We start from the raw sequence: 22,402 nt of genomic DNA on the forward strand, positions 1-22,402 counted from the left end.
CGTGGGCTAGAGGCTGCGCAGGGTGCGTTCGAGGATGGAGGCGCCTTCCTCCGCCTCGGCGACGGTCAGGGACATCGGCGGCGCGATCCGCAGCACGCTGGTGTTGTGGGCACCGCCCTTCCCGATGAGCAGGCCGTTTTCGCGCGCCGCTTCGAGCACTGCGGCGGCCGCCTCCGGGGACGCCTCGTCGGTGCCGGGCCTGACCAGTTCGATGCCGATCATCAGTCCGCGTCCGCGCACCTCGCGCACGGCGGGGACGCCTGCGGTGATGGCGCGGAGGCGTTCGATGAGCAGTCCGCCGACGCGCCGCGCGTTGCCCTGCAGGTCGTGCTCCAGCAGGTACGAGAGGTTCGCGAGGCCCGCGGCCGCGGTGACGGGTGAACCCCCGAACGTGGAGATGGAGTTGGCGTCGATGCAGTTCATCACCTCGGCCCGGGCCACCACGCCGCCCAGTGACATGCCGTTGCCGATGCCCTTGGCGAAGGTGAGGACGTCCGGCGGGCCGTTCTCCGCGTGCGCCTGCCAGCCCCAGAAGTGTTCGCCGGTCCGGCCCCAGCCGGTCTGCACCTCGTCGGCGATCCACAGGATCCCGTGCCGGTCGAGGACTTCGCGGAACGCGGCGTACAGCCCGTCCGGCGGGGAGGTGAAGCCGCCGACCCCCTGGATGGGCTCGGCGATCAGCGCGGCCACGTCGTGGGTGTGGCCCAGCAGGTCCTCCAGGTCGGCGACGCAGGCCCGGATGAACCGGGCGTCGGAGAGCCCCGCGTAGGGACCGCGGGTGCGCACGCCCCCGTGCACGTACAGGGTCTGCAGCGGGGAGAGCGTCGTGGGCGACCACGCGCGGTTGCCGGTGACGGAGACCGCCGAGAAGGACCGGCCGTGGTAGCTGTTGCGCATGGCCAGGATCTGGCCGGACCTGCGGTACGCGGTGGCCAGCAGCAGGGCGGTGTCGTTGGCCTCGGTGCCGGAGGTGGTGAAGAAGACCCGGGCGTCGGGGATGCCGGACAGGGCGGCGATCCGTTCGGCCAGCTCCACCATCGGGCGGTTGAGGTAGAGCGTCGAGGAGTGGACGATCCGCCCGGCCTGCTCGCCGACCGCCTTGGTGACCTCGGGGAGGGCGTGGGCGGTCATGGTGGTGAGGATGCCGCCGAAGAAGTCGAGGTAGCGGTTGCCGTCCGCGTCCCAGACGTGCCGGCCCTCGCCGTGGGTGATCTCCATGGGCTGGCGGTAGTACAGCGCGACCCAGTCCGGAATGACGGCGCGGTGCCGCTCGTGCAGGTCGCTCACGGCTGGACCAGCCCCTCGTAGGCGTCCGGCCGGCGGTCGCGGTAGAAGGCCCACTGCTGCCGCACTTCGTCGATCAGGTCGAAGTCGAGGTCCCTGACGACCAGTTCCTCCTTCTTGTCGCTGGCGACGTCGCCGACGAACCGGCCGCGCGGGTCGACGAAGTAGCTCGTCCCGTAGAAGTCGTTGTCGCCGTACTCCTCCTGGCCGACCCGGTTGATGGCGGCGATGAAGTACTCGTTGGCGACGGCCGCCGCGGGCTGCTCCAGCTGCCAGAGGTACGCGGAGAGCCCCCGGGAGGTGGCCGACGGGTTGTAGACCAACTGGGCCCCGGCGAGACCGAGTTGACGCCAGCCCTCCGGGAAGTGGCGGTCGTAGCAGATGTAGACGCCGACCCTGCCGACTGCGGTGTCGAAGACCGGCCAGCCGGCGTTGCCGGGCCTGAAGTAGTACTTCTCCCAGAATCCCTTGACCTGGGGGATGTGGTGCTTGCGGTACTTGCCGAGATAGCTGCCGTCGGCGTCGATCACCGCGGCGGTGTTGTAGTAGAAGCCGGAGTCCTCGACCTCGAAGACGGGGACGACGATCACCATCCCGGTCTCCCGGGCGAGGTCCCGCATGCGCCGCACCGTGGGGCCGTCCGGGACGGGCTCCGCCCAGCGGTAGTGCTCGGGCTCCTGCACCTGGCAGAAGTACGGGGCGTTGAAGACCTCCTGGAACCCGATGACCTTGGCGCCCTGCCGGGCCGCCTCACGGGCGTGCTCCTCATGCTTGGCGATCATGGATTCGGTGTCGCCGGTCCAGGCGGCCTGGACGAGTGCGGCGCGTACGACGTTGGTCATGAGCTGCTCCTTCGACAAGACGTCAGAGCCTCTACGCACGTAGACGCGATGCGTAGGAGGAGAACCTAAGCCCCGCCACACACTGGGGCAAGACCATCGTCGTCAACCCGCGATGTCGATCATGTTTCGCACCCGAGCGGTCGACATACAGCGTATACCGTACTTTTTCAGGCACTTATGAGTCCGGCAACGCGCAGCGCATGCACCAGATCGCGCTCGCGGCCGGGCGACACCGCACGGGCGGCGGAGAGCAGTTGCGGGACGAGGCGGTGGGGGTCGGCTGCGGCCAGCCGCGCACCTTCCTCCGGGGTGCGGACCCGGAGGAAGGCCGCGAGCAGCGCGTCCGCCTCACGGCGGCCGCCCGCGTCGCCGAGCGCGAGGACGGCGTCGGCGATCTCGCCGGCCGGCCGGGCGACGCCCTGGCGCAGCAGCCGGCCGCAGTCGTCGTCGCGGCCCGCCGCGGCGAGGGCGCCTGCGGCCTCGGCCAGCCGATCCGGCGGCAGCGAGGCCACCTCCCAGAGGAGCGTGGGCCAGTCGGCGTCGAGCCCGGAACGGTACAGCTCGGCGGCGAGCAGCGGCAGCCGGGCCGCGGGCCCCGACGCGGCCTCGCACAGCAGGACGTGGGCCTCCCCGCCCCGGCCGGCGGCGCGCAGCCGCCGGAGCGCGGCGACGGTCGCGAGCGCGGCGCGACGGTCCTCCTCGCCGGCGGGCGCGGCCGCCTTCCGGCCGGCCGGGGCGGCCGGCTCAGCGTCCGCACCCCCGCCGAACCGCGCGCCGCGCGGCCGCTCCGCGGCGACGGGCAGTTCGGGCACACCGGGCCCGGGGACTGGCTCGGCCCCGCCCACTTCCGCCTCCTCGTCCAGCCAGGCGTACCGGGCCCCGCGCGGCCGCCGTCTGCCCCTTCGACGCCCCTCGCGCCCGGGGGCGTGTCCGCCATCGGGCGCGCTTCCCCCGGGGACCTGCGGCGCCTCGTCGACGCTCTCCCCGGATGCGTCCGGGACGCCCTGGGCGCCGGATGCGGAAGGTCCTCGCCCCCAGCCGTCCGCCGCACCGGCGTCCGCCCCGGGACCCGCCCACACCCCGGTACCACCGGACCAGGACCGCGTCCCGCCCGAAGCGCGCCCGGCAGCCCCGCCGTCCGCGTCCCCCGCCCCGGCAGGGGACTGCGTTCCGAGCGGTGCCGGGCCTCGGGCGCGTCCGACCCACGGCCCCGGCCCGCCCTCCGGGGCGCCCGGGTCCGCGGTCGGTGCCGGGCCGGGGTCCGGTGCCGGGGGGTTCGCGCCGAACGCCGGGGCTGCCGCCCCCGGGTCTCGGGGGCGGGGCACCGGGCCCCGGCCCGTGTCGTACGGCGCCGGGCCCGCGGACGGACCCGTCGGAGGCGGGAACGCGGCGATGCGGGCGGCGATTTCGGTGCAGCGCGAGGTCGCCCGGGTGTGGTCGTCGTTGGCCCAGGAGAGATCGAGGGCGAGGTCCCGGTACTCGGGGCTGCCCTCGGGGACGGAGGAGAGCCGGCGCAGCAGTTCCCGGCCGCGGTCGGCCGCACTGGCCTGTTCGCGGCGCATCAGTTCCAGCCGCTCCCGGAGCGCCTCGCCGCCGCCCGGGCGGCGGTCGTGCGCGGTCGCTGCGGCGGCATGCAGTCCGCGGGCGTGCAGCATCTCCTCGTCGTCCGCCGCGAGGTCGTGGAGGAGCGACTCCACCACGTCCCACGGCGGGATCTCCGCACCGCGCAGACAGGCCCTCAGCCCGTCGGGATCGCGGCGCCAGAAGACCCCGCACCAGCCGCTCTCGGCGTCGAGGCGCCCTGTCACCGCCCTCAAGTATCGCGCGAAGTCGCCTACCTGGTGGGGGAGTTGATGCTCCGCCATTGCCTGCCCGCCCTCCGCCTCGGGTTCGCAGGCATTCGACCCCAGCCGTGTTACGGGACGGCTACGCGCAGTTTTCGCGGACGGTGCGGATCGCTCAACGTGTCCGGAGCGTCACTGCGATGCCGGTGTGCGGGCGCTTCCCCAGCCGTACGGCCGCGGCCGGCACGTCGACGAGCCAGAACTGCCAGGTGTACTTGCGACTCAGGAGCTTCCTGACCCTCTTGAGGTCGGAGCCTTCGAGCAGCCGCGCCGTGCCCTCCACCGTCTCGGCGCCCTCCCCGACCCTGCCGCGCACGTCGCAGGCGGCCACCACGACCCGGGCGTCCCTGCGCAGGCGCTTGACCTTCCATGAGTCGGAGCGGGTCCAGACGTACAGTTCACCGCCCTCGACGGCGAACCACACGGGCGTGGCGACGCCCGTACCGTCCTTCCGGAAGGTCGTGAGGCTGATGTACTTCGCGCGGTCGAGCTGCTGGAGATCCACGGGCGCGAGACTACGCCCGAGGGCGCCTTGGGGGAATCGGGGGCGAGCGGTGGACGCACCCCTGCGAACGGACGGGCGGCGACCAGGGCCGACAGCGGCCGGACTCCGCTTCGGGGGCTCGCGGACGAGCCGGCCGGACTCTCACAGGGGGGCGAGCGCGCAGCGCGTCACGAGGTCGTCCATGGAGAGCCCGAGGGCACCGGCCAGGGCCGCCACGGTGAAGAACGCGGGAGTCGGGGCACGGCCCGTCTCGATCTTGCGCAGCGTCTCGGCCGAGATTCCCGCGGTCGCCGCGATCTCCACCATGCTCCGCGGGCCGCGGGCCTCACGCAGCAACCGTCCCAGGCGCTCGCCGCGTTCGCGCTCTTCGGGAGTGAGGGGCGTACGAACCATGGCGTCATTCTAATACCAGTGGGACCGGTACGGTAATTGGAGCGACGGAGATCGGGACATGCCCCACCGGACGCCGGGACCGCCTCACGGCCTGATGTCGTCGCAGGTGATCGGCAGATGACGGGGTCCGCGCAGCACCGCGTTCCGGCGGTACTCGGGCGGGTCCTCCAGCAACCGGGGGTTGACCAGCCTGCGGGCGAGTTCGCTCAGCGCGAGCTGCGCCTCCTGCCGGGCGAGGGGGGCGCCGAAGCAGCTGTGGATGCCGCTGCCGAAGCCCAGGTGCTCGTTGTCCTTGCGGTCGGGGTCGAAGCGATCGGGGTCCTCGAAGCGCAGCGGGTCGCGGTTGCCCGCGGCCACCACCAGCCACAGCGAGGCGCCCTTCGGAATCGTGACCCCGGCGATTTCGATGTCCGCCAGGGTGGTGCGGTTCGGCACCAGCTGCACCGGCGGTTCGAAGCGCAGGAGTTCCTCCACGATCGGCACCGACAGACCCGGGTCCTCCCGCAGCCGGTCGAGCACGTCCGGATTGCGCAGCAGCGTCAGCATGCCGTTGGTGATCAGGTTCACGGTCGTCTCGTGGCCGGCGACCAGCAGCAGCGCGGCGGTGCTGAGCAGTTCCATCGTCGTCATCGAACCGTCCGGCCCCTTGAGGGTGGCCAGTTCGGAGAGCATGTCCTGCTGCGGGTTCTTGCGCCGTTCCTCGATCAGCCCGGCCAGGTACATGCCCAGCTCCGTTCGGGCCTTCTGGAAGACCTTGTTCCGCTCGGTGGGGTCCTCCCCGGGCATCGGGTCCAGGCTGGCCGCGAGGGTGTCGGCCCAGCCGTGGAAGCGCGACTCGTCCTCGCGCGGCACACCGAGCAGCCGGCAGATCACGGTCACGGGGAACGGATACGAGAACTGCTCGACCAGGTCGATCCGGTCCGTACTGCCGATGCCGGCGATGAGGTCCGAGACGATCCCGCCGAGTTCGCCGCGCATCTCGTGGACCCGGCGCGGGTCGTGGGGCGGCCCGAAGGAGGTGTTCGTCATACGGCGCAGCCGGTCGTGCTCCGGGGGGTCGAGCCGGATGAAGCTGGGCGGCAGGGTGGTCTCCTCCTCCTGCTGCTCCTGCAGGTCGATCCCTGCGGACTGGGTCAGGTTGCGGGCGTCGGAGCTGACCCGGGGGTCGTGCAGGAGGCTGAGGACCTCGTGGTAGGTGCTCACGATGTACGCGTCGTCCTCGTTGCGCACCGGCGTCTCCCGGAGCTCCGCGTACAGGGGGTACGGGTCGTGGCGGTTCTCGTAGTCGAGGATCTGCCGCAGCAGGTTGCCTTGGGTCATGGCGGGGGGTCCTTGGGGTCGCTCGCGGTGTCAGTGCCGGCCGGGGGTGAAGGTCATGCGCCGGTCGGCCGGCGAATAGCCGCTGAGGGTCACGGTGGGCCCGTGGGTGGGCACCGACGGGTCGGGGAAGTCGGCCGGCACCGGACGTGCTCCCTCGGGGCGGCGGTCCACCGTCGTGAAGGGCGGCGGGAAGGGCGCCGTCGTCTCGATCAGGTGCTCGTAGAACGGCAGCCAGCGCGCCTGGTCGAACGTGACGGCGCCGATGACCCGGTCCTGGTAGCCGTACACCCCGACGAACCTGCGCTCGGCCAGCGACCCCTGGGTGATCAGGATCTCCGTGCCCATCGACGGCACGCCCACCGACTTGATGTTCACGCCGAACTGCGAGGACCAGAAGGCCGGGACCCACATGTGGGGACGTCGGTCGACGCTCTCGCAGAGCATGTTGTGCGCCGCGGTCTCGGCCTGGCTGACGGCGTTGCCCCAGTGCTCCAGGGACAGGAACTGGTACCCGAACAGCGGGTGCGGCGACCGTGCCACGTCACCGGCGACGAAGATGTCGTCGGTGACGATGCCGCGGATGTCGAACGCCCGGCAGCCGGCGTCGCAGGCGATGCCCCGGGGGCCCGCTCCGAGCCCCGATCCTGCGAGCCACTCCGTGTTGCGCGTCGCGCCGAGCGAGACGACCACGACGTCGGTCTCGACGGAGGAGCCGTCGGAGAGATGGGCGGCACGCACCCGCCCCGCCGAGTCGCCCTCCAGCCCGGTCACCATCACGCCCGTGCGCAGATCCACCCCGTTCTCGCGCTGGAGCTGTGCGGCCACCTCGCCCACGACCCCGCCGAGCGCGCCCACGAGGGGCGCGGCACCGCGTTCGGCGACGGTCACCGCGATCTCCCGCTCCCGGCAGGCGGAGGCGATCTCCGAGCCGGTGAAACCCGCACCGATGACGAAGACCCGGCGGGGCCCGTCCGCCAGCCGCTTCTGCAGTGCGGTCGCGTCGTCGCGGGTCCGCAGGACGAAGACCCCGTCGAGCTCGGCCTCCTGTTCGTGCGGCCACGGGCGCGCACGGACCCCGGTGGCGATCAGCAGCCGGTCGTACTCCAGTTCCTCGCCGTCGGCCAGCCGTACCCGCTTGGCGGCCATGTCCAGCCCGGTGGCGGCGACTCCGAGCCGCCAGTCGGCGTCGAGGGCCCGGCGCCGCGGCAGCGCGGTGTGGTCCGGCGTGGTCCTGCTGAGCAGAACGCCCTTGGACAGCGGGGGGCGGTCGTACGGCTCGTAGGGCTCGTCGCCGACCATCGTCAGGGTGCCTGCGAAGCCCTCGTCGCGCAGGGTCTCGGCCCCCCGGAGGCCCGCGAGGGACGCGCCGACGACGACGATGCGCCCCTCGCGCTTGAGGCGTTCGAGGTATCCGTCAGCGGGCATCGGACGCCTCCCCTGCGGTCACGGTCTCCTCGGACCGGTCCAGGAGGATGGCCTGGACGGGGCAGGCCGCCACGGCCCGGACCACGTCGTCCCGCTGCGCCTCGTCAGGCCGGGGCTTGTACAGCAGCGCTTCCTCGCCGTGCATTTCGAAGACGTCCGGAGCGAGGAAGGCGCACTGCGCGTACCCCTGGCACCGGTTGAGATCGACAACAACTCTCACCGCGGATCAGCCCTTCCCGTGCCTGGTCACTCCCCCGGAACCAGCATGCGAGCGTCGGCGCGGTCCCGCTCGCCGTGGCCCCCCGAACGAGTGAGCGGGCGGAGGCGGACCGGGAGGAGGGGCGCGTACGGACCGGGCCGCGCCGGGCCCAAGCCGGACCGGGCCTCGTGTCGGGGCACCCGGGGCGGCCGGAAGCGACGGGGTTCAGACCACGTCCGCCGGCTGCGGGCGGGTGCTCATCCGGACCCGGAGCAGATGCACGCCGATCATCGCGGACCAGGCCGGGAAGACCAGTTCCGACCACGGGAAGCCGGGCCCCGCGAACAGCAGTACCAGGCCGGCCGCGTACCCGATGAGGACCATCGGGCGGGGGATCATGCCGAGCCGGTGGCCGATGGTCGAGGTCGCGAAGATGAACACGGCGGCCATCCGCATCGAGTAGGTGGTCAGCAGCGTGTAGGCGAAGTCGCGGCCGAAATCCGAGGGCTGCTGGTCCTCCAGGATGCTGCCCGCGGCGGACGCGGCACCGAACATGGTCGCCACGAACACCAGGCCGCTGCCGAGGAACACCGTCGCGACGAGCTTGTCCTCCCGCTCCCCCACCTGGGCCCGCAGCGCGCCCATGAACCACAGGAAGAAGATCCCGGCGAACGGGACCAGCTCCAGTGCCGTGCGCACCGCGCTCCGGCGGTCGGGGCTGAGGGGGTCGCCACCCGTCTCGGAGGCACCCTCGGGGATCGCCAGCCGCATCAGCACGATCGCGGCGGCCAGCAGCACCGCGAACACGATCCCGGCCAGTCCCGCGGCGCGGGGGGTGCGCAGTCGCTCCCGGTTCGGTTCCATGGGCTGCTCGCTTTCTGTCCCTACCAGCAAGCAGCGGGAGGGCGTCGGCGCGCCACCGGGGCCGCCCGTGAGAGTGACCCCGGCGCCCGGGCCGGGGTCACCGGGCACGGCTCTACGGGGTGCCCGACGGGCGGACGACCATCGCCGAGCCGCCGCCCCGACGCTCCTTCTCGGCCGCGGCCAGCCAGCGGCCGTCCGGCAGCCGCTGCACCCCGGTCGCGGCGCCGATCTCCGGGTTCTGGCGGAAGGCGTGGCCCAGGGCCTGGAGCTCGGACCTCAGCGGGCTGTTCCACAGCCCCGGTTCGAGCTCGGTGGTGGGCTGGTTGCGCTGGCTGGCGCGCGGTGCGGCGATCGCGTCGACCAGGGGCCGGCCGCGGTCGACGACGCCGGTGAGCGTCTGCAGGACGGTGGTGATGATCGTCGCGCCGCCCGGGGAGCCGAGTGCCAGCACGGGACGGGCGCGCTCGTCCAGGACGATCGTCGGGGACATCGAGGACCGCGGCCGCTTGCCGGGGCCCGGGAGATTCGGGTCGTGGACGGCCGGGTCGGCGGGAGCGAAGGAGAAGTCCGTCAGCTCGTTGTTCAGGAGGAAGCCCCGGCCGGGCACGGTGATTCCGCTGCCGCCGGTCGACTCGATCGTCAGTGTGTAGGCGACGACGTTGCCCCACCTGTCGGCCACGGTGAGGTGGGTGGTGTTCTCGCCCTCGTACGTCGTCGGCGCGGCCCTGCCCCCTGACCCGCACGGCCTCGGGCTGCGCGGGTCGCCGGGCGCGAGCGGGCTGGTGAGGACGGCGTCGTCGCGGACGAGGCAGGCCCGGCTGTCCGCATACCGCTGGGAGAGCAGCTCGCGCACCGGGACGTCCTCGAACGCCGGGTCGCCGACCCAGCGCCCCCGGTCGGCGAAGGCGATCCGGCTCGACTCGATGAAGCGGTGCAGGTACTTCGCCTCGGACAGGCCGGAGAGGTCGGTGCCCTCCAGGATGTTGAGCGCCTCGCCGACGGTGGTGCCGCCGGACGAGGACGGGGCCATGCCGTAGACGTCGAGCCCCCGGTACGCCACCCTCGTCGGGTGCCGGCGCACGGTCTCGTACGAGGCGAGGTCGCGCAGCGTCAGGTCACCCGGCCGTACGACGCGGGTGGCGCCCTCACGCACCTCCGGGGCGCGCACGGTGCCGACGATGTCGCGGGCCACGGCGCCCCGGTAGAGGACTTCGGTGCCCTTGCGGCCGATCTCCGCGTAGGTGCGGGCGAGATCGGGGTTCTTGAAGACCGAGCCGGGCTCGGGCAGCCGGCCGCCGGGCAGGAACAGCTCGGCGCTGGCCGGGAAGTCCCGGAACCGGGCCTCGTTCGCCCGCGTCTGGCTGCGGAAGGTCTCGTCGACGACGAAGCCGTCCCTCGCGAGTCGCTCCGCGGGCTTCAGCAGCTGCGCGAGCGGGCGGCTGCCCCAGGCGGCGAGCGCGGCGTCCCAGGTCGCGGGGGTGCCGGGGGTGCCGACGCCGAGACCGCTGGTGACACCCTCCTCGAACGGGATGGGCTTGCCGTTCTCCTGGAACAGGGCGGCGTCCGCCGAACGCGGTGCGGTCTCGCGCCCGTCGATGGTGTGGACCCTGCGCTGCTTCGCGTCGTAGTGGACGAAGTAGCCGCCGCCTCCGATGCCGGCCGAGTACGGCTCGGTGACCCCGAGCGCCGCGGCCGTGGCGACGGCCGCGTCCACGGCGTTCCCGCCGCGCCTCAGCACCTCGATGCCCACCGCGGAGGCGTCCGCGTCGACGCTCGCGACCGCGCCCCCGTACCCGGCGGCCACGGGCTCCTTCACCGGCGTCGGCGCCCGGTCCGGAGCCTGCTGCGTCGGGGGCGCGGCCGCACCGGCCGTGAGCACGGCCAGGGCGACGGCGACGGTGACCGGAGCGTGACGGACGACTCTGCGGCGCATACGTACCTCCATCCGGCGGGCGTCCGCGCAGCGTAACGTCACCACGCGCTCGCCGTCAGGAACACATCAGGACCACAACGGACCGCTTTGGACCACATCGAACATTGTTCCGCCCGGACCGCTAGCATGCGCGCCCATGAATGAAGACCTGCGCAACATCGTGCTCGGTGTCGTGGCCGCCGGCGTCAGCGCCTTCCTCGGCTGGACGGTCCGGACCCACCTGTGGCGCCGCAGGCTCCGTCGCAAGCAGGCCTTCTTCGGTCTTCCCGGGAACTCCGAGTGCCTGCTGGTGGTGAACCGCGACGCCGGCACCGACGGCGCCGTGCACCGCTTCGACGTGTTCGCGCTGCTGGAGCTCTCCGCGCTCATCAAGGACTGCGGGGCGAACGCGCAGATACTCCAGCACGACGTCGCCCAGCAGGGTTTCGGCGAGCGCACCGAGTTCTGCGTCGGGGGGCCGGGCTCCAATCGACGGACGGCCGCCCATCTGGGCAGTCTGCTGCCCGGGGTGAAGGTCAACACGGATGTGGAGGCGGGTCCGGACCGCGGTGCCTTCCAGATCGGTTCCGAGCGCTACCTGCTGGATTCGGGCAGCACCGAGTACGTGCTCCTCGCCCGGTTGACCGCGGGAGAGAGCGGCCGGCCGGTGTTCCTCTTCTGCGGCCAGCGCGCCATCACCAACCAGGCGGCGACCCGCTATCTGGCCCGCCACCACGAGAAGCTGGCCCGCAAGCACGGCTCGAACTCCTTCGTCCTGCTGCTGAAGGCCGTCAACACCCAGGCGTACGGCCCGGATGTCGTCGAGCTGGTCGCCGACGTGACCCGTGCGGCCCAGTCCCCGGCCCCCGAACCGGCCTCGCCGGACCCCGCTCCGGCGCCGTCGCGCAGGTCCCCCCGGGCGAAGAGCTAGTGCCGCGTCAGGCAGGGTTCGCCCGTCGACGAGCGGCGTCCGGTGCGGTGCCGCGAGCACCGCGGTCCTGCGCGGGCGGGGACGTGCCGGGGCCCCGCGTCAGCCGTGCGTACCCGCCAGGGCCAGCGGCAGCGACTTCAGCCCGTTGATGAAGTTGGACACCAGCCGCCGGGGCTCCCCGGCCGTGGCGTAGGGCGGCAGCAGGGCCCTCGCCTCCTCGTGCAGAACCCGGAGCTGGAGGCGCGCGAAGTGGGCGCCGAGGCAGACGTGCGGGCCGTCCCCGAAGGAGACGTGGGGGTTGGGGTTGCGGGTCAGGTCCAGGCGGTGGGGGGAGCCGAAGACGCGGTCGTCGTAGTTGGCCGAGGCGTGGAGGACGACGACCTTGTCGCCGGCGCGGACGTCCTGGCCGGCGAGGGTCGTGTCGTGGGTCGCCGTGCGGCGGAACGAGAGCACGGGCGGGTGCCAGCGCAGCAGTTCCTCGACCGCGGTGTCCGGTGCCGCCTCGCCGGAGCGGAGGCGCCGCTGCTGCTCCGGGTGTTCGGCGAGGGCGAGGAAGCCGCCGGGCGCGGCGCTGCGAACGGTGTCGTTGCCGGCGACGGTCAGCAGGAAGAAGAACATCTCCAACTCGCCGTCGTGGAGTCCGCCGGCGGCGAGCGCGGTCATGACGTCGTCACCGGGGTTGCGGCGCTTGTACGCCGCGAGTTCGCGGGCGTATTCGAACATCTCCTTGAGCATCGCGGGCGAGCGCGGGTTGACGGGTCTGCCGTCCGCGCCCCGTACGGGCGGCTCGTCCGGGTCCTGGTAGCCGGTGACGCGCTCCGTCCACGTCAGCAGCAACCCGCGGTCGCCCTCCGGGACGCCCAGCAGATCCGCGAGGTTGAGGAGGGCGTAGTCGTCGGTGACGGCGGTGACGAGATCGACGACGGGTCCGGTCGCGCGGGCCGCGGCGAGCAGTTCCCGGGCCCGGGTGCGGGCGGCGGAGGTGAAGCGGTCGACCCGGCCTGGGGTGAAGGCCCGGCTGACGAGCCGCCGCAGCCGGCCGTGGTCGCCACGGTCCTCCCCCGCCGCGCCGGCGACCGGCCCCGGCCCGGCCGTGCCGCGGGGGCACGGGTCCTGGTTGAGCATCATCCGGCGGACGAAGGGCAGATCGGCCGGGTCGGGGTCGCGGATCTGGGTGGCACCGGTCCAGGACGAGTAAGTCCGCGGCGCCTTGAGGACGTGCACGACGTCGGCGTGCCGGGCGACGGCCCAGAAGCCGGGCCCCGGGGGCCAGCCCAGCACCTCGTACTCGTCCTGCCAGGAGACGGGGTGACGGTCGCGCAGCTCGCGGAAGGCGAAGTGCGGCAACCCGGACGCGTACAGGCGCGGGTCGAAGACGTCCGGGACGGGCGCGGTGCTCATGCGTCGGCCCGGAGGAAGTCCTCGACGATCCGGATCAGTTGCAGGGGCGTCTCGTCCATGGCGTAGTGCCCGGCGTGGGCCAGTTCGGTGAGTTCGCCGTGCGGGAACGAACGCATCCAGGTGTCCTGCATCAGCCCGGCGTTGACGGCCGGGTCGAGTGCGCCGGTGACGGCGAGCGCGGGGACGGCGGAACCGTCCACCTCGGTGTGGAAGTCCTCGACGGCCCATGAGTCCAGCCAGGCGCGGAGGGCCTTGGGGTCGCTGCGCTCCACGGATCGCCGGACCATGCGGTCGAGCCAGGCGGCGGGCCGCACCGAACCGGTGGTGAGGTCGATGATGACCCGCCGGCTCTCCGGGCGTTCGGCGGCGTCGGCGAAGAGCCCCCACTGCTCCGGTGGCATCGGCAGCCCGTTGGCCGGGACCGGGGAGATGCCGACGATCCGCCGCACCCGGTCCGGCGCGAGGGTGGCGGCGCGCTGCGCCACGGCCCCGCCCATGGAGTGCCCGACGAGCGAGAAGCGGTCCCAGCCGAGGCGTCCGGCGAGGGCGAGGACGTCGGCGGCGCCCTCGGTCGTGGTGTACCCGCCCGGTGTGCCCATGGCCTCGCCGTAGCCGCGCAGATCGACCAAGGCGTAGGTGAACGACTCCAGGTCCAGGTCGGGGCGCACGGTGGCGTAGGCGTCGCGGTCCGCGAGCCAGCCGTGGACGGCGACGACCCGGTGCGGGCCGTCGCCGAGGAGCGTGTGCGGGAGCACGAGGGATGTCATCTGATTTCTCCCAGGAGGGCAGGCGAAGTGAGCCAGGAATCCCCTCTCTTCAGGGAGGGGAGGAGTCAGGTCTTCTCCGTTCGCGGGGCAGCGGATGGGCGCGGGCCGTACGCCACCACGGTGTACCGGTGCGCGTTGCGCCGCCAGGGTGCAGAACCGGCGCACTGTCGGACATGTCACACCCAGGGGGGACGGAAATTCCCGGTATGTACGCAACCGGCGCGCCCGCTCGTTGCTCTCTACCGGGGAGAGAGATCGTCACGGAGGTATCGAGTTGAGCCGCAGCCGCGTCCACACGCACCCGAGCGACCCGCTCGCCCGGCCGCCCCGTCGCCGGGGCCGGTGGGCCGCCGCGACCGCCGGCTCCGTGGCCCTGGCCGTGGCACTGGCCGGCTGTTCCGGCACCGCCCCGGAGGAATCGGAGGCGGACGGCAAGGGCCGGTCCCGGACGAGCATCACGGTGAGCCTGCGGGGCGAGCAGGCCAAGCCGGGTGAACCCGTGCGGGTGACGCTGGAGTCGGGTCGGCTGGACCAGGTGACGGTCACGGACTCCGGCGGCGGGAAGCTCGACGGCACGCTGTCCGCCGACGGGCGGAGCTGGACCTCGTCCCGGGTCGCCGCGCCGGGCAGGGCGTACGCGGTCGAGGCACGGGACGCCGAAGGCGGCACGGCCCGGGCGGAGTTCGCCACGGCCGCGGCGGAGAAGGTCAACAAGCTGGCGCTGGCGCCCGGCAAGGACTCCACCGTGGGCGTCGCCCAGCCGCTGTCGATCGTCTTCGACCACCCGGTGCGGAACAAGGCCGCCGTGGAGCGGCAGCTCAAGGTCACCACGTCGGACAACACCCAGGGCTCGTGGGGCTGGATGCGGGACTGGTCCGGCAGGGACCGGGTGGACTGGCGGCCGAGGGAGTACTGGAAGCCGGGCACCAGGGTGACGCTCGACGCCCGGCTGAACGGTGTCGACTCGGGCGCGGACGGCGGCTGGTTCGTCCGGGACTACGCGACCGGGTTCACCGTGGGCAGGCAGCAGGTGGTGAGGGTCGACCTCGACGGCCACCGACTGCGGCTCTACCGCGACGGGGTCCAGATCAAGGACGTGCCGATGTCCGCGGGCACACCGGGCGGCGAGAAGGCGTCCTGGCGTGGCACGGCGGTGCTGATGGCCAAGGAGGGCACGATCAACATGCGTTCGGAGACGGTCGGCCTCGGCGACGCATACGACAAGATGGTCGACTACTCGATGCGGCTGACCTGGTCCGGGATGTACGCGCACGCGGCCCCCTGGAACGCCGCCCACTTCGGCAGCGCCAACCGGAGTTCGGGCTGTGTGGGAATGAGCGACGCGGACGCCGCCGCGGTCTACGCGGAGGTCCGGATCGGCGACCCGTTCGAGATCACCGGCGGCGACGCCAAGGGCACCGTGGCGGTCAACAACGGCTACGGCGCGTGGAATCTCGACTGGACGGAGTGGCGGGCGAAGAGCGCGCTGCACTGACGTCCCGTCAGTGGACGTCCCCGGACGGGCAGGCTCACTGACGTCATGTCCAACAATCGTTACGCTCACGTAACTTACCCGCCAGTTACCAGAGGTAAGCACGGGAGGTTACCGTCGGGTCACTTTCAGACCGGCACGAGTCGGCCGGCACGATTCAGGAGTGAGCGATGGGACACCCCCACAACGCCCTGCGCACCTCGACGACCGGCGCCGTCTCGGCGGCGCTGCTGGCCGGGGCGGCCTTCGGGCTCGCCCCGGCCGCTCCCGCAGCGGCCACCGAGGTCTCGGCCGCCTCGGGTATACGATTCGTCGACATCCACGGTGACGGCGGCACCGTCCTCAAGGCCAATGTCGTCACCCCGGCCGGTGCCGGCGGCTCGCGCACCTACCCGGTGGTCGTCCTGCCCACCAGTTGGGCCACACCTCAGGTCGAGTACCTGGCGCAGGCCGGGAAGCTCGCCGACTCCGGCTATGTGGTGGTCACCTACAACGTCCGCGGCTTCTGGCAGTCCGGCGGGAACATCGAGGTGGCGGGCCCGCCGGACATCGCCGACGCGCGCAAGGTGATCGACTGGGCGCTCGCCAACACCCCGGCCGACCCGTCCAGGGTGGGCATGGCCGGCATGTCGTACGCGGCCGGCATCAGTCTTCTCGCCGCCGCCCACGACGACCGGATCAAGGCCGTGGCGGCCCTCAGCGGCTGGGCCGATCTCAACGACTCCATCTACAGCGGCCGCACCCAGCACCTCCAGGCCACCGGACTGCTCATCGGCGCCGGCTATCTCACCGGCCGCCCCAGCCCCGAGCTCCGTCAGTTCACCAAGGACTTCCTCGGCTCCCACCTGGACAAGGAGGACGAGATGATCGCCTGGGGGGAGAAGCGCTCCCCCTCCGCCTACGTCGACCGGATCAACCGGAACGGCGCGGCCGTCATGCTGGGCAACGCCTGGGGCGACAGCGTGTTCCCGCCGAACCAGTACGCCGAGTTCTACGAGCGGCTGACCGTGCCCAAGCGGCTGGAGTTCCGCCCGGGCGACCACGCGACCGCCGAGGCGACGGGTCTGCTCGGCCTGCCCAACGACACCTGGACCAGCACCCGCCGCTGGCTCGACCACCACCTCAAGGGTGTGGACAACGGAGTGGACCGTGAGCCGCCCGTGCGCATCAAGTCGCGCTCCGGCGGAGCCTACGAGACCTACCCGGACTGGAAGTCGGTGGGCGCCGACGCCCGCAAGATCACCCTGGACGGCACCAAGAGGATCCGCGCGAACATCGACTCGGGCGCCAACGGCGGCACCGTGATGCTCTCCAGCACCTTCGACCAGTTCCTGAAACTGCCCCCGGTCGCCTCGGTCCCGCTGCTCCCCCGGCGCTTCGCCGCGGTCTGGCAGTCGGAGCGCCACCGTTCCCCGCAGCGGATCAGGGGGACGGCGAAGCTCCACACCACGGTCACCAGCACCAAGGAGAGCGGCACCCTCGTCGCATACCTCTACGACGTGGGGCCGCTCGGCCTCGGCAAGCTGGTCAGCCATGCGCCGTACACGTTCCACGACCGGACACCGGGCGAGCCGTTCGCCGTAGACCTGGAGCTGTTCTCCACCGCCTACGACGTCCCGGCCGGCCACCGTCTGGCCCTGGTCGTCGACACAGTCGACCCGCTCTACATCGAGCACAACCCGTCCGGCGCGCAGCTGACCTTCTCCTCGCCCGCGACCGACCCCTCGTACGTGACGGTCCCGTTGCGCGAGCAGTGATCTCCGGCCGACGCCGAGCCGGGCACGGCTCTACGAGCTACTGCCCGGTTCCGGGGAACGCGCCTCGCGCACGCGGTCCTTGTCGACGTCACTCAACTCGATCAGCAGATCGACGGCCATACGCTGCTCTGCCCCCAATTTCGGCGGTGTCGAGGTCAGCGCAAACTATCCAGCCCGGCAAGGCACTTCCCGTCCCGACACGCGCCGAGTAGGACATAAGCGGTAATAGCCATCTAAAGGGACGGGAGCCGGGTCAGGCCTCGGCGGCCTCCGCGTACACCTGGGACAGCTCGGGCGAGCCGTGCACAGCCCAGTCGAGCCCCGCCTCCACCACGTTGATCTCACGCCCGGAGGCGAGCCGCACGACGGGGTGGCCGCCCGGCCAGACGTGCCAGGCGGCACCCCGCACCGTGCGGACGATCACGGTGCCCAGATACAGCCCCGCGTCGTTCCCCAGCCAGGGCAGCTCCTCCGGGTCGTCCCGCCAGCGCGGTGGCAACTGGTCGAGCGCTTCCAACGAGGCGGGGCTGTCATCCAGTTCGAGCCCCTGCTGCCCCACCCGCGCCCGCAGCAGCTCGCACTCGGACAGCAGCTCCGCGACACCCTCCGGATCGCCCCCGACGGCGGACCCCAGCGGCTGACTCCGCGCACCGTCGTGCCGTTTGCGCCAGTTGTCCAAGAAAGGGATGTTCATACCGATCAGCCTCGCATTCCCGTGGACGGGCGCACCACTGGGCGCGCGGGCACCGGCCGGAGAGCGCGGCCCCGGGCCCGGAATCGGTCAGAGATCGAGGTCGACCACGACGGGGGCATGGTCCGAGGCCCCCTTGCCCTTGCGCTCCTCGCGGTCGACGTAGCCGTCCTTGACGGCCCGGGCGAACGGCTCGTTGCCGTACACCAGGTCGATGCGCATCCCCCGGTTCTTGGGGAAGCACAGCTGACGGTAGTCCCAGTACGTGAACGGGTGGTCGTATTTCAGCGGGCGCGGCACCACGTCGGCGAGGCCCGCCTCGCGCAGTCCGGCCAGGGCGGCGCGCTCCGGCTCGGTCACATGTGTCATGCCCTCGAAGAAGGACGGGTCCCACACGTCGTCGTCGGTCGGCGCGATGTTGTAGTCGCCGAGCACCGCGAACGGGCGTTCCCCCGCCGCGTCCTGGGCGACCGCGGCCCTCAGCGCCTCCAGCCAGGCCAGCTTGTACGCGTAGTGCTCATGGGTGACCTCCCGGCCGTTCGGCACGTACACCGACCAGAGGCGTACCGGGCCGCAGGTGGCGCTCAGCGCGCGCGGCTCCTGCACGCCGCCGTACTCCGGGCCGCCGGGCAGGCCCTTCACGACGTCGTCCAGGCCCACCCGGGAGACCACCGCCACGCCGTTCCACCTGCCGTCGGCGTTGACAGCGGACTCGTAGCCGAGCTCCTTCAGGGCGTCCGCGGGGAACTGCTCGGCGGTGCACTTGGCCTCCTGGATGCACAGCACGTCCGTGCCGCTGCTCTCCAGCCAGGCGAGCAGCCGCGGAAGCCGGGCGGTGATCGAATTGACGTTGAAGGTGGCGATGCGCATGCCGCCAAGCGTAACCGCGGGGTCGGACGGTCACGGGCGGACCGGAGCCTTCGCCGGGGCCGGCCGGAACGGGCCGCGGACCCGGCCTGCGTCGGCCGGGGCCGGGCGGACGACACCGGCGGGCCGCGCCCGTCGGCCGTCCGGCGGGGTGGCGCCCTCAGAGCTCGGTGGACTCCCCCGGGGCGAGCCGGCGGTGCTCGGCGCCGCCCAGGTTCTGGATATGGGCGTCGTAGACGGGGCGGGCGAGATCGGTGAGCAGGGCGTCGTGGATGTCGATCGCCCGGTGCGGCTTGACCTCGCGTACGTACTCGATGACCTCCGCGACCTTGTTCCACGGGGCCATCACGGGAAGCATCAGCGTCTCCACCTGCTCGCCGGGCACCGTGAGGGCGTCGCCCGGGTGGAAGACCGATCCGTCCACGAGGAAGCCGACGTTGGTGACCCTCGGGAGGTCGGGGTGGATCACGGCGTGCAGTTCGCCGTGCACCTGCACGTCGAATCCGGCTGCGGTGAAGGTGTCGCCGTCGCCGACGGTGTGCACCCGGCCGGGGAAGCCCGCCGAGAGCTGCTCGGCGACGCTGCGGAGGGTCCACACCTCGACGGCGGGGTCGGCGTCGAGCGCGACGCGGAGCCGTTCCTCACTGAAGTGGTCCGGGTGCTCGTGCGTGACGAGCAGCGCGTCGGCCCCGGCGGCTGCGTCGACCTCGCTGAAGACGCCGGGATCGACGACGAGGGTCCGCCCGGCCTTCTCGAGGCGGATGCAGGCGTGCGACTTCTTGGTGAGCTTCAAGGGGATGTCCTTCCTCTCGCCTCCGGGCCCCGCACGACGCGGCGCACCCCGTCCCCGAGCGGATCCTTCCCCGCCCGGCCCCCTCCCGAACGGTGAGCGCCTGCCCCCGGGCCGGGTCCCCTCGGCGGGCCGGTCCCCTCGGCGGGCCGGTCCCCTCGGCGGGCCGGTCCCCTCGGCGGGCCGGTCCCCTCGGCGGGCCGGTCCCCTCGGCGGGCCGGTCCCTTCGGCGGGCCGGTTCGGCAGCCGGAGGGGCGCGGAGTGCGCCGCGCCCTCAGTCGCGGGGGGTCGTCTCCTCGCGGATCACCGACTGGGCGACCCGGAACGCGGAGTTCGCCGCCGGAACGCCGCAGTAGACGCCCGCGTGGATGAGGATCTCCCGGATCTCCGTGGGGGTGAGGCCGTTGCGGAGGGCGGCCCGGGTGTGGAAGGCCAGTTCGTCCAGGTGACCGCCCGCGACCAGGGCCGTGAGGGTGACCGCGCTGCGGGTCCTGCGGTCCAGCCCCTCCCGGGTCCAGACCTCGCCCCACGCGTAGCGCGTGACCAGTTCCTGGAAGTCGGCGGTGAACTCGTCCGCCTCCGCCGTCACCCGGTCGACGTGCGCGTCGCCCAGCACCGCGCGCCGGACCTTCATCCCCGCCTCGTACGGGTCGGGCCGCACCGCGCCCGAGGGGTGCGGCTGCTCGGCGGCGGGGGCGATCTCGGCGACGGGGGCCACCGGCGCGGAGACGGAGGGGACGCTGGGCGGCGCGGGGATCGCGTGGAGGGTGTCCTGCCAGGCCAGGGAGAAGTGGCGCACCAGCAGGTCGGTCACCGCCGCCGGCTGCTCCACGGGCGCGAGGTGCGAGGCGCCGGGAACCAGGGCGAGCCGTGCGTCCGGTATCCCCGCGACCAGCGTGCGCGCCTCGGCCGGCCCGGTCAGCTGGTCGTCGGAGCCCACCAGGACCAGTGTCGGCACGCCGACCCTGCCCAGGTCGGCGCGTACGTCGAAGGCCGCCAGGGCCTCGCAGGCGGCGATGTAGCAGCCGGGATCGGTGGTGCGCACCATCTGCACGGCCCACTCGACGATCGCCGGCTGCGCGGCCGCGAAGCCCGGAGTGAACCAGTGCTCGGGCGCCGTGCGCGCCATCGGGTCCAGCCCGTTGGTACGGACGATCACCCCGCGCTGCCGGAACTCGTCCGCGGTGCCGAACCTCGGCGACGAGGCGACTAGGGCGAGCGACGCGACCCGGTGCGGAACCCGCAGCGCCAGGTCGATGCCGACCGCGCCGCCGACGGAGCAGCCGGCGTAGCCGAAGCGGTGGACGCCGAGGTCGTCGAGCGTGGCGACGAGCCGGTCGGCGAGTTCGCTCACCGACCCGGCCGGGTGGGCGGGGGCGCCGCCGTGGCCAGGCAGGTCGAAGCGCAGCACCCGCCACTGCCGTGACAGTTCCGGCACCTGCCGGTCCCACATGTGCCATGTGGTACCCAGTGAGGGACCCAAGATCAGAACAGGAGCGTCTTCTGGCCCGTCAAAGCGGTATTGCAAGGTGTTCGGTGGTGTCTCACTCACCCGCCTGACCCTCTCATCTGTCACGAGATGTCACATCGCCGGGGGGTGGACCTTGCGGGCCTTGTCCCGCTCCGGCGCTGCCGGACCTGCCGACGAGCGTGGTCCACAACCAGCAGCCGGACTCCGAACCCACCTCAATCCTGCTGGCCATACGGCTCGGCTAGCCGCTCGGCTGGTGGTCCGCATGGCTCACGCTTGCCCCTCCACCGCAACCCCGTGCAGGCCATCCCATGTGGTCGCGGCTCCGCGAAGATCCTCTACATCCGGCTTGACGTACCACCGCTTGGTCGTCTTGCTATTTGTATGCCCGGCCCATCGCGCGAGGATGTGATCCGGGACACCATTGTTGGCCGAGAAGGTGAAGCACGACGAGCGTGCGTGGTAGAGCCTGACGCGACGGAGCCCGAGAAGCTCCATAAGTCGGTACGCGCGCCGACGAAGTTGCTTGATCGTGAAGGCATGGCCCGCCTCGTGCTCCAGCACGTAGCCGGACATCGCGTACGCCTCCCCCAGAGCGAGCCTCTCCTCGGCTTGGAGAGCCCGGAATGCTTTGAGGGCGCCCAGCACCAGAGCTGGCAGCGGAAGATCCCGCTCACCCGCAAGAGACTTGATGTCCTTCTCCACCACGTACCGGTTACCCATCATCGTGCGCGTGTTGGCAATAACGATCGTGGCGTTCTCCAAGTCAACGTCTTCCCACCGGAGGCCGCAGACTTCAGCTGGACGAAGCCCCATCAGCGAAAGAAGGAGCGCAGAATAGAGACGCTCACCCCTAATACCATGGATGAACTTCTGAACCTCCTGGACGTTCCAGGGCGGCACCTCCTCTTTCCCCTTCCGCTCTTCCTTGCGCGCCCTCCGGGGAATTGTCACGTGGGTAGCGACACTGACGTACAACAATCGCAGAGTAACGGCTCTCCCTAGCGCTTCCTTCAGCCGAGCGAGGCTCATATCCACAGTCGTGAAACTTATGTTCGCGTACTCAGCCCTAGCCTCCTTCAATGAGTCGAAGGTGCGCCGCAACTGCTTACGCTTCCCAGTTTCGGGGTCGATTCCTACGTCGACAACAAATCGGTATCTGACCTCCCCCTTCGAGTTCGGCGGAAGTTTCTTGATGGGATCGGGCAGAACGACCAGGGGCAGAGCGGCTCGCAGCCGCTTGTTGCAGGCCGGGCGCTGGGGCAGGTACGGGAACATACGGTGCAGATGCGCGTGGGCGAAGCGCAGCCATCGGGCCTCGCAGTGGAAGCCCAGCACGGGCTGGGCCACCGCAAGGGTCACGAGCTCGGCATCGGTCAGCCGCGGCGGACGTCAACGCCACCGCGGACCGGGCCAGGGTCGCCGGGCGCTCACCCTGCTCCCGGACTATCACCTGTGCTTCATCCGCGCCGACCATGTCGTCGGCGATGTCGCAGAGGCACTCGAACTGCTCGATCCTGCCAGGCTGCTGACGTTCATCTCAGGGCCCTCAGCCACCAGCGACATCGAACTCGACCGCGTCGAAGGGGTCCATGGCCCCCGCGTCCTCGACGTCGTCATCGCCATGGAGGCTGATCACGGGTGACG

The 22,402-nt window shown here is 72.0% G+C and carries 20 protein-coding genes and 2 pseudogenes; 4 read left to right on the forward strand and 18 right to left on the reverse strand.

The window, feature by feature from the left end; translation table 11 throughout:
* Positions 1-6: 6 nt before the first annotated feature.
* The 10 genes from AB0J10_RS12340 to ggt form a co-directional block, all read right to left on the reverse strand.
* A complete protein-coding gene (locus AB0J10_RS12340; protein WP_363060599.1) occupies positions 7-1,287 on the reverse strand; it encodes an aspartate aminotransferase family protein in 1,281 nt (426 codons plus the stop codon).
* On the reverse strand, positions 1,284-2,126 hold the full coding sequence (locus AB0J10_RS12345) for a nitrilase-related carbon-nitrogen hydrolase (RefSeq protein WP_363060601.1): 843 nt from the start codon (positions 2,124-2,126) through the stop codon (positions 1,284-1,286). The genes AB0J10_RS12340 and AB0J10_RS12345 overlap by 4 nt, the downstream gene beginning before the upstream one ends.
* Before the next feature lie 167 nt (positions 2,127-2,293).
* Positions 2,294-3,934, reverse strand: coding sequence for a hypothetical protein (locus AB0J10_RS12350; protein ID WP_363060603.1), 1,641 nt, complete (start codon positions 3,932-3,934; stop codon positions 2,294-2,296).
* 151 nt (positions 3,935-4,085) lie between these two features.
* Complete coding sequence (locus AB0J10_RS12355) at positions 4,086-4,475, reverse strand: PPOX class F420-dependent oxidoreductase (RefSeq protein WP_363060605.1); 390 nt, start codon at positions 4,473-4,475, stop codon at positions 4,086-4,088.
* A gap of 141 nt (positions 4,476-4,616) precedes the next feature.
* Positions 4,617-4,868, reverse strand: coding sequence for a helix-turn-helix transcriptional regulator (locus AB0J10_RS12360; RefSeq protein WP_363060607.1), 252 nt, complete (start codon positions 4,866-4,868; stop codon positions 4,617-4,619).
* An 84-nt stretch (positions 4,869-4,952) separates the two neighbouring features.
* A complete protein-coding gene (locus AB0J10_RS12365) occupies positions 4,953-6,188 on the reverse strand; it encodes a cytochrome P450 (RefSeq protein WP_363060609.1) in 1,236 nt (411 codons plus the stop codon).
* 30 nt (positions 6,189-6,218) lie between these two features.
* Positions 6,219-7,613 carry an FAD-dependent oxidoreductase gene (locus AB0J10_RS12370; protein WP_363060611.1) on the reverse strand — a complete coding sequence of 465 codons (1,395 nt, stop codon included), beginning with the start codon at positions 7,611-7,613 and terminating at the stop codon, positions 6,219-6,221.
* Positions 7,603-7,833 carry a ferredoxin gene (locus tag AB0J10_RS12375; RefSeq protein ID WP_363060613.1) on the reverse strand — a complete coding sequence of 77 codons (231 nt, stop codon included), beginning with the start codon at positions 7,831-7,833 and terminating at the stop codon, positions 7,603-7,605. Before AB0J10_RS12375 ends, AB0J10_RS12370 begins: the two co-directional genes overlap by 11 nt.
* A gap of 204 nt (positions 7,834-8,037) precedes the next feature.
* Positions 8,038-8,676 carry a hypothetical protein gene (locus AB0J10_RS12380; RefSeq protein ID WP_363060615.1) on the reverse strand — a complete coding sequence of 213 codons (639 nt, stop codon included), beginning with the start codon at positions 8,674-8,676 and terminating at the stop codon, positions 8,038-8,040.
* Positions 8,677-8,788: 112 nt separating this feature from the next.
* The gene (gene ggt, locus AB0J10_RS12385; protein WP_363060617.1) at positions 8,789-10,609 is read right to left on the reverse strand and encodes a gamma-glutamyltransferase; all 1,821 of its coding nucleotides are present in this window, start codon (positions 10,607-10,609) and stop codon (positions 8,789-8,791) included.
* A gap of 136 nt (positions 10,610-10,745) precedes the next feature.
* Here ggt and AB0J10_RS12390 point away from each other — a divergent pair, with 136 nt between their 5' ends.
* Positions 10,746-11,519, forward strand: a complete 774-nt coding sequence (locus AB0J10_RS12390; protein WP_363060619.1) for a hypothetical protein — start codon at positions 10,746-10,748, stop codon at positions 11,517-11,519.
* 99 nt (positions 11,520-11,618) lie between these two features.
* Here the strand turns inward: AB0J10_RS12390 and AB0J10_RS12395 are convergent, their stop codons facing one another.
* Complete coding sequence (locus tag AB0J10_RS12395; protein ID WP_363060621.1) at positions 11,619-12,920, reverse strand: cytochrome P450; 1,302 nt, start codon at positions 12,918-12,920, stop codon at positions 11,619-11,621.
* Positions 12,917-13,687 (reverse strand): alpha/beta hydrolase, encoded by a 771-nt coding sequence (locus AB0J10_RS12400; protein WP_363060623.1) that lies wholly within the window; start codon positions 13,685-13,687, stop codon positions 12,917-12,919. The genes AB0J10_RS12395 and AB0J10_RS12400 overlap by 4 nt, the downstream gene beginning before the upstream one ends.
* 367 nt (positions 13,688-14,054) lie before the next feature.
* On the opposite strand from AB0J10_RS12400, the gene AB0J10_RS12405 reads away from it, so the two are divergent.
* Both AB0J10_RS12405 and AB0J10_RS12410 read left to right on the forward strand, forming a co-directional pair.
* On the forward strand, positions 14,055-15,182 hold the full coding sequence (locus AB0J10_RS12405; protein ID WP_363060943.1) for an Ig-like domain-containing protein: 1,128 nt from the start codon (positions 14,055-14,057) through the stop codon (positions 15,180-15,182).
* Positions 15,183-15,349: 167 nt separating this feature from the next.
* The gene (locus AB0J10_RS12410) at positions 15,350-16,936 is read left to right on the forward strand and encodes a CocE/NonD family hydrolase (RefSeq protein ID WP_363060625.1); all 1,587 of its coding nucleotides are present in this window, start codon (positions 15,350-15,352) and stop codon (positions 16,934-16,936) included.
* 253 nt (positions 16,937-17,189) lie between these two features.
* Here AB0J10_RS12410 and AB0J10_RS12415 read toward each other — a convergent pair whose 3' ends face one another.
* From AB0J10_RS12415 to AB0J10_RS12440, 6 genes and pseudogenes are all read right to left on the reverse strand, one after another.
* On the reverse strand, positions 17,190-17,630 hold the full coding sequence (locus AB0J10_RS12415) for a DUF6278 family protein (protein WP_363060627.1): 441 nt from the start codon (positions 17,628-17,630) through the stop codon (positions 17,190-17,192).
* Between the two features lie 87 nt (positions 17,631-17,717).
* Entirely contained in the window at positions 17,718-18,497 is a 780-nt protein-coding gene (locus tag AB0J10_RS12420) for an exodeoxyribonuclease III (RefSeq protein ID WP_363060629.1), read from the reverse strand.
* 157 nt (positions 18,498-18,654) lie between these two features.
* A complete protein-coding gene (locus AB0J10_RS12425) occupies positions 18,655-19,287 on the reverse strand; it encodes an MBL fold metallo-hydrolase (RefSeq protein ID WP_363060631.1) in 633 nt (210 codons plus the stop codon).
* A 271-nt stretch (positions 19,288-19,558) separates the two neighbouring features.
* A complete protein-coding gene (gene pcaC / locus AB0J10_RS12430; RefSeq protein ID WP_363060633.1) occupies positions 19,559-20,836 on the reverse strand; it encodes a 4-carboxymuconolactone decarboxylase in 1,278 nt (425 codons plus the stop codon).
* 189 nt (positions 20,837-21,025) lie between these two features.
* Positions 21,026-21,991, reverse strand: a complete 966-nt coding sequence (locus tag AB0J10_RS12435) for a tyrosine-type recombinase/integrase (RefSeq protein ID WP_363060945.1) — start codon at positions 21,989-21,991, stop codon at positions 21,026-21,028.
* Positions 21,968-22,189 (reverse strand): annotated as a pseudogene (locus AB0J10_RS12440) (hypothetical protein); the annotation flags it as partial. The gene AB0J10_RS12435 and the pseudogene AB0J10_RS12440, both read right to left, overlap by 24 nt.
* Here AB0J10_RS12440 and AB0J10_RS12445 point away from each other — a divergent pair.
* Positions 22,161-22,400: pseudogene (locus tag AB0J10_RS12445) on the forward strand (LUD domain-containing protein); the annotation flags it as partial. The pseudogenes AB0J10_RS12440 and AB0J10_RS12445 sit on opposite strands and share 29 nt — an antisense overlap.
* Between the last annotated feature and the right edge of the window lie 2 nt (positions 22,401-22,402).

The sequence above is a fragment of the Streptomyces sp. NPDC049887 genome (genome assembly GCF_040656535.1).
Taxonomy (GTDB): Bacteria; Actinomycetota; Actinomycetes; order Streptomycetales; family Streptomycetaceae; genus Streptomyces.

Bases quoted from the DNA above. Each gene is read 5' to 3' on its own strand.
- AB0J10_RS12345 (WP_363060601.1), bottom strand. From the start codon at position 2,126: ATGACCAACGTCGTACGCGCCGCACTCGTCCAGGCCGCCTGGACCGGC.
- AB0J10_RS12360 (WP_363060607.1), bottom strand. From the start codon at position 4,868: ATGGTTCGTACGCCCCTCACTCCCGAAGAGCGCGAACGCGGCGAGCGC.
- AB0J10_RS12365 (WP_363060609.1), bottom strand. From the start codon at position 6,188: ATGACCCAAGGCAACCTGCTGCGGCAGATCCTCGACTACGAGAACCGC.
- AB0J10_RS12370 (WP_363060611.1), bottom strand. From the start codon at position 7,613: ATGCCCGCTGACGGATACCTCGAACGCCTCAAGCGCGAGGGGCGCATC.
- AB0J10_RS12380 (WP_363060615.1), bottom strand. From the start codon at position 8,676: ATGGAACCGAACCGGGAGCGACTGCGCACCCCCCGCGCCGCGGGACTG.
- ggt (WP_363060617.1), bottom strand. From the start codon at position 10,609: ATGCGCCGCAGAGTCGTCCGTCACGCTCCGGTCACCGTCGCCGTCGCC.
- AB0J10_RS12390 (WP_363060619.1), top strand. From the start codon at position 10,746: ATGAATGAAGACCTGCGCAACATCGTGCTCGGTGTCGTGGCCGCCGGC.
- AB0J10_RS12395 (WP_363060621.1), bottom strand. From the start codon at position 12,920: ATGAGCACCGCGCCCGTCCCGGACGTCTTCGACCCGCGCCTGTACGCG.
- AB0J10_RS12400 (WP_363060623.1), bottom strand. From the start codon at position 13,687: ATGACATCCCTCGTGCTCCCGCACACGCTCCTCGGCGACGGCCCGCAC.
- AB0J10_RS12410 (WP_363060625.1), top strand. From the start codon at position 15,350: ATGGGACACCCCCACAACGCCCTGCGCACCTCGACGACCGGCGCCGTC.
- AB0J10_RS12415 (WP_363060627.1), bottom strand. From the start codon at position 17,630: ATGAACATCCCTTTCTTGGACAACTGGCGCAAACGGCACGACGGTGCG.
- AB0J10_RS12420 (WP_363060629.1), bottom strand. From the start codon at position 18,497: ATGCGCATCGCCACCTTCAACGTCAATTCGATCACCGCCCGGCTTCCG.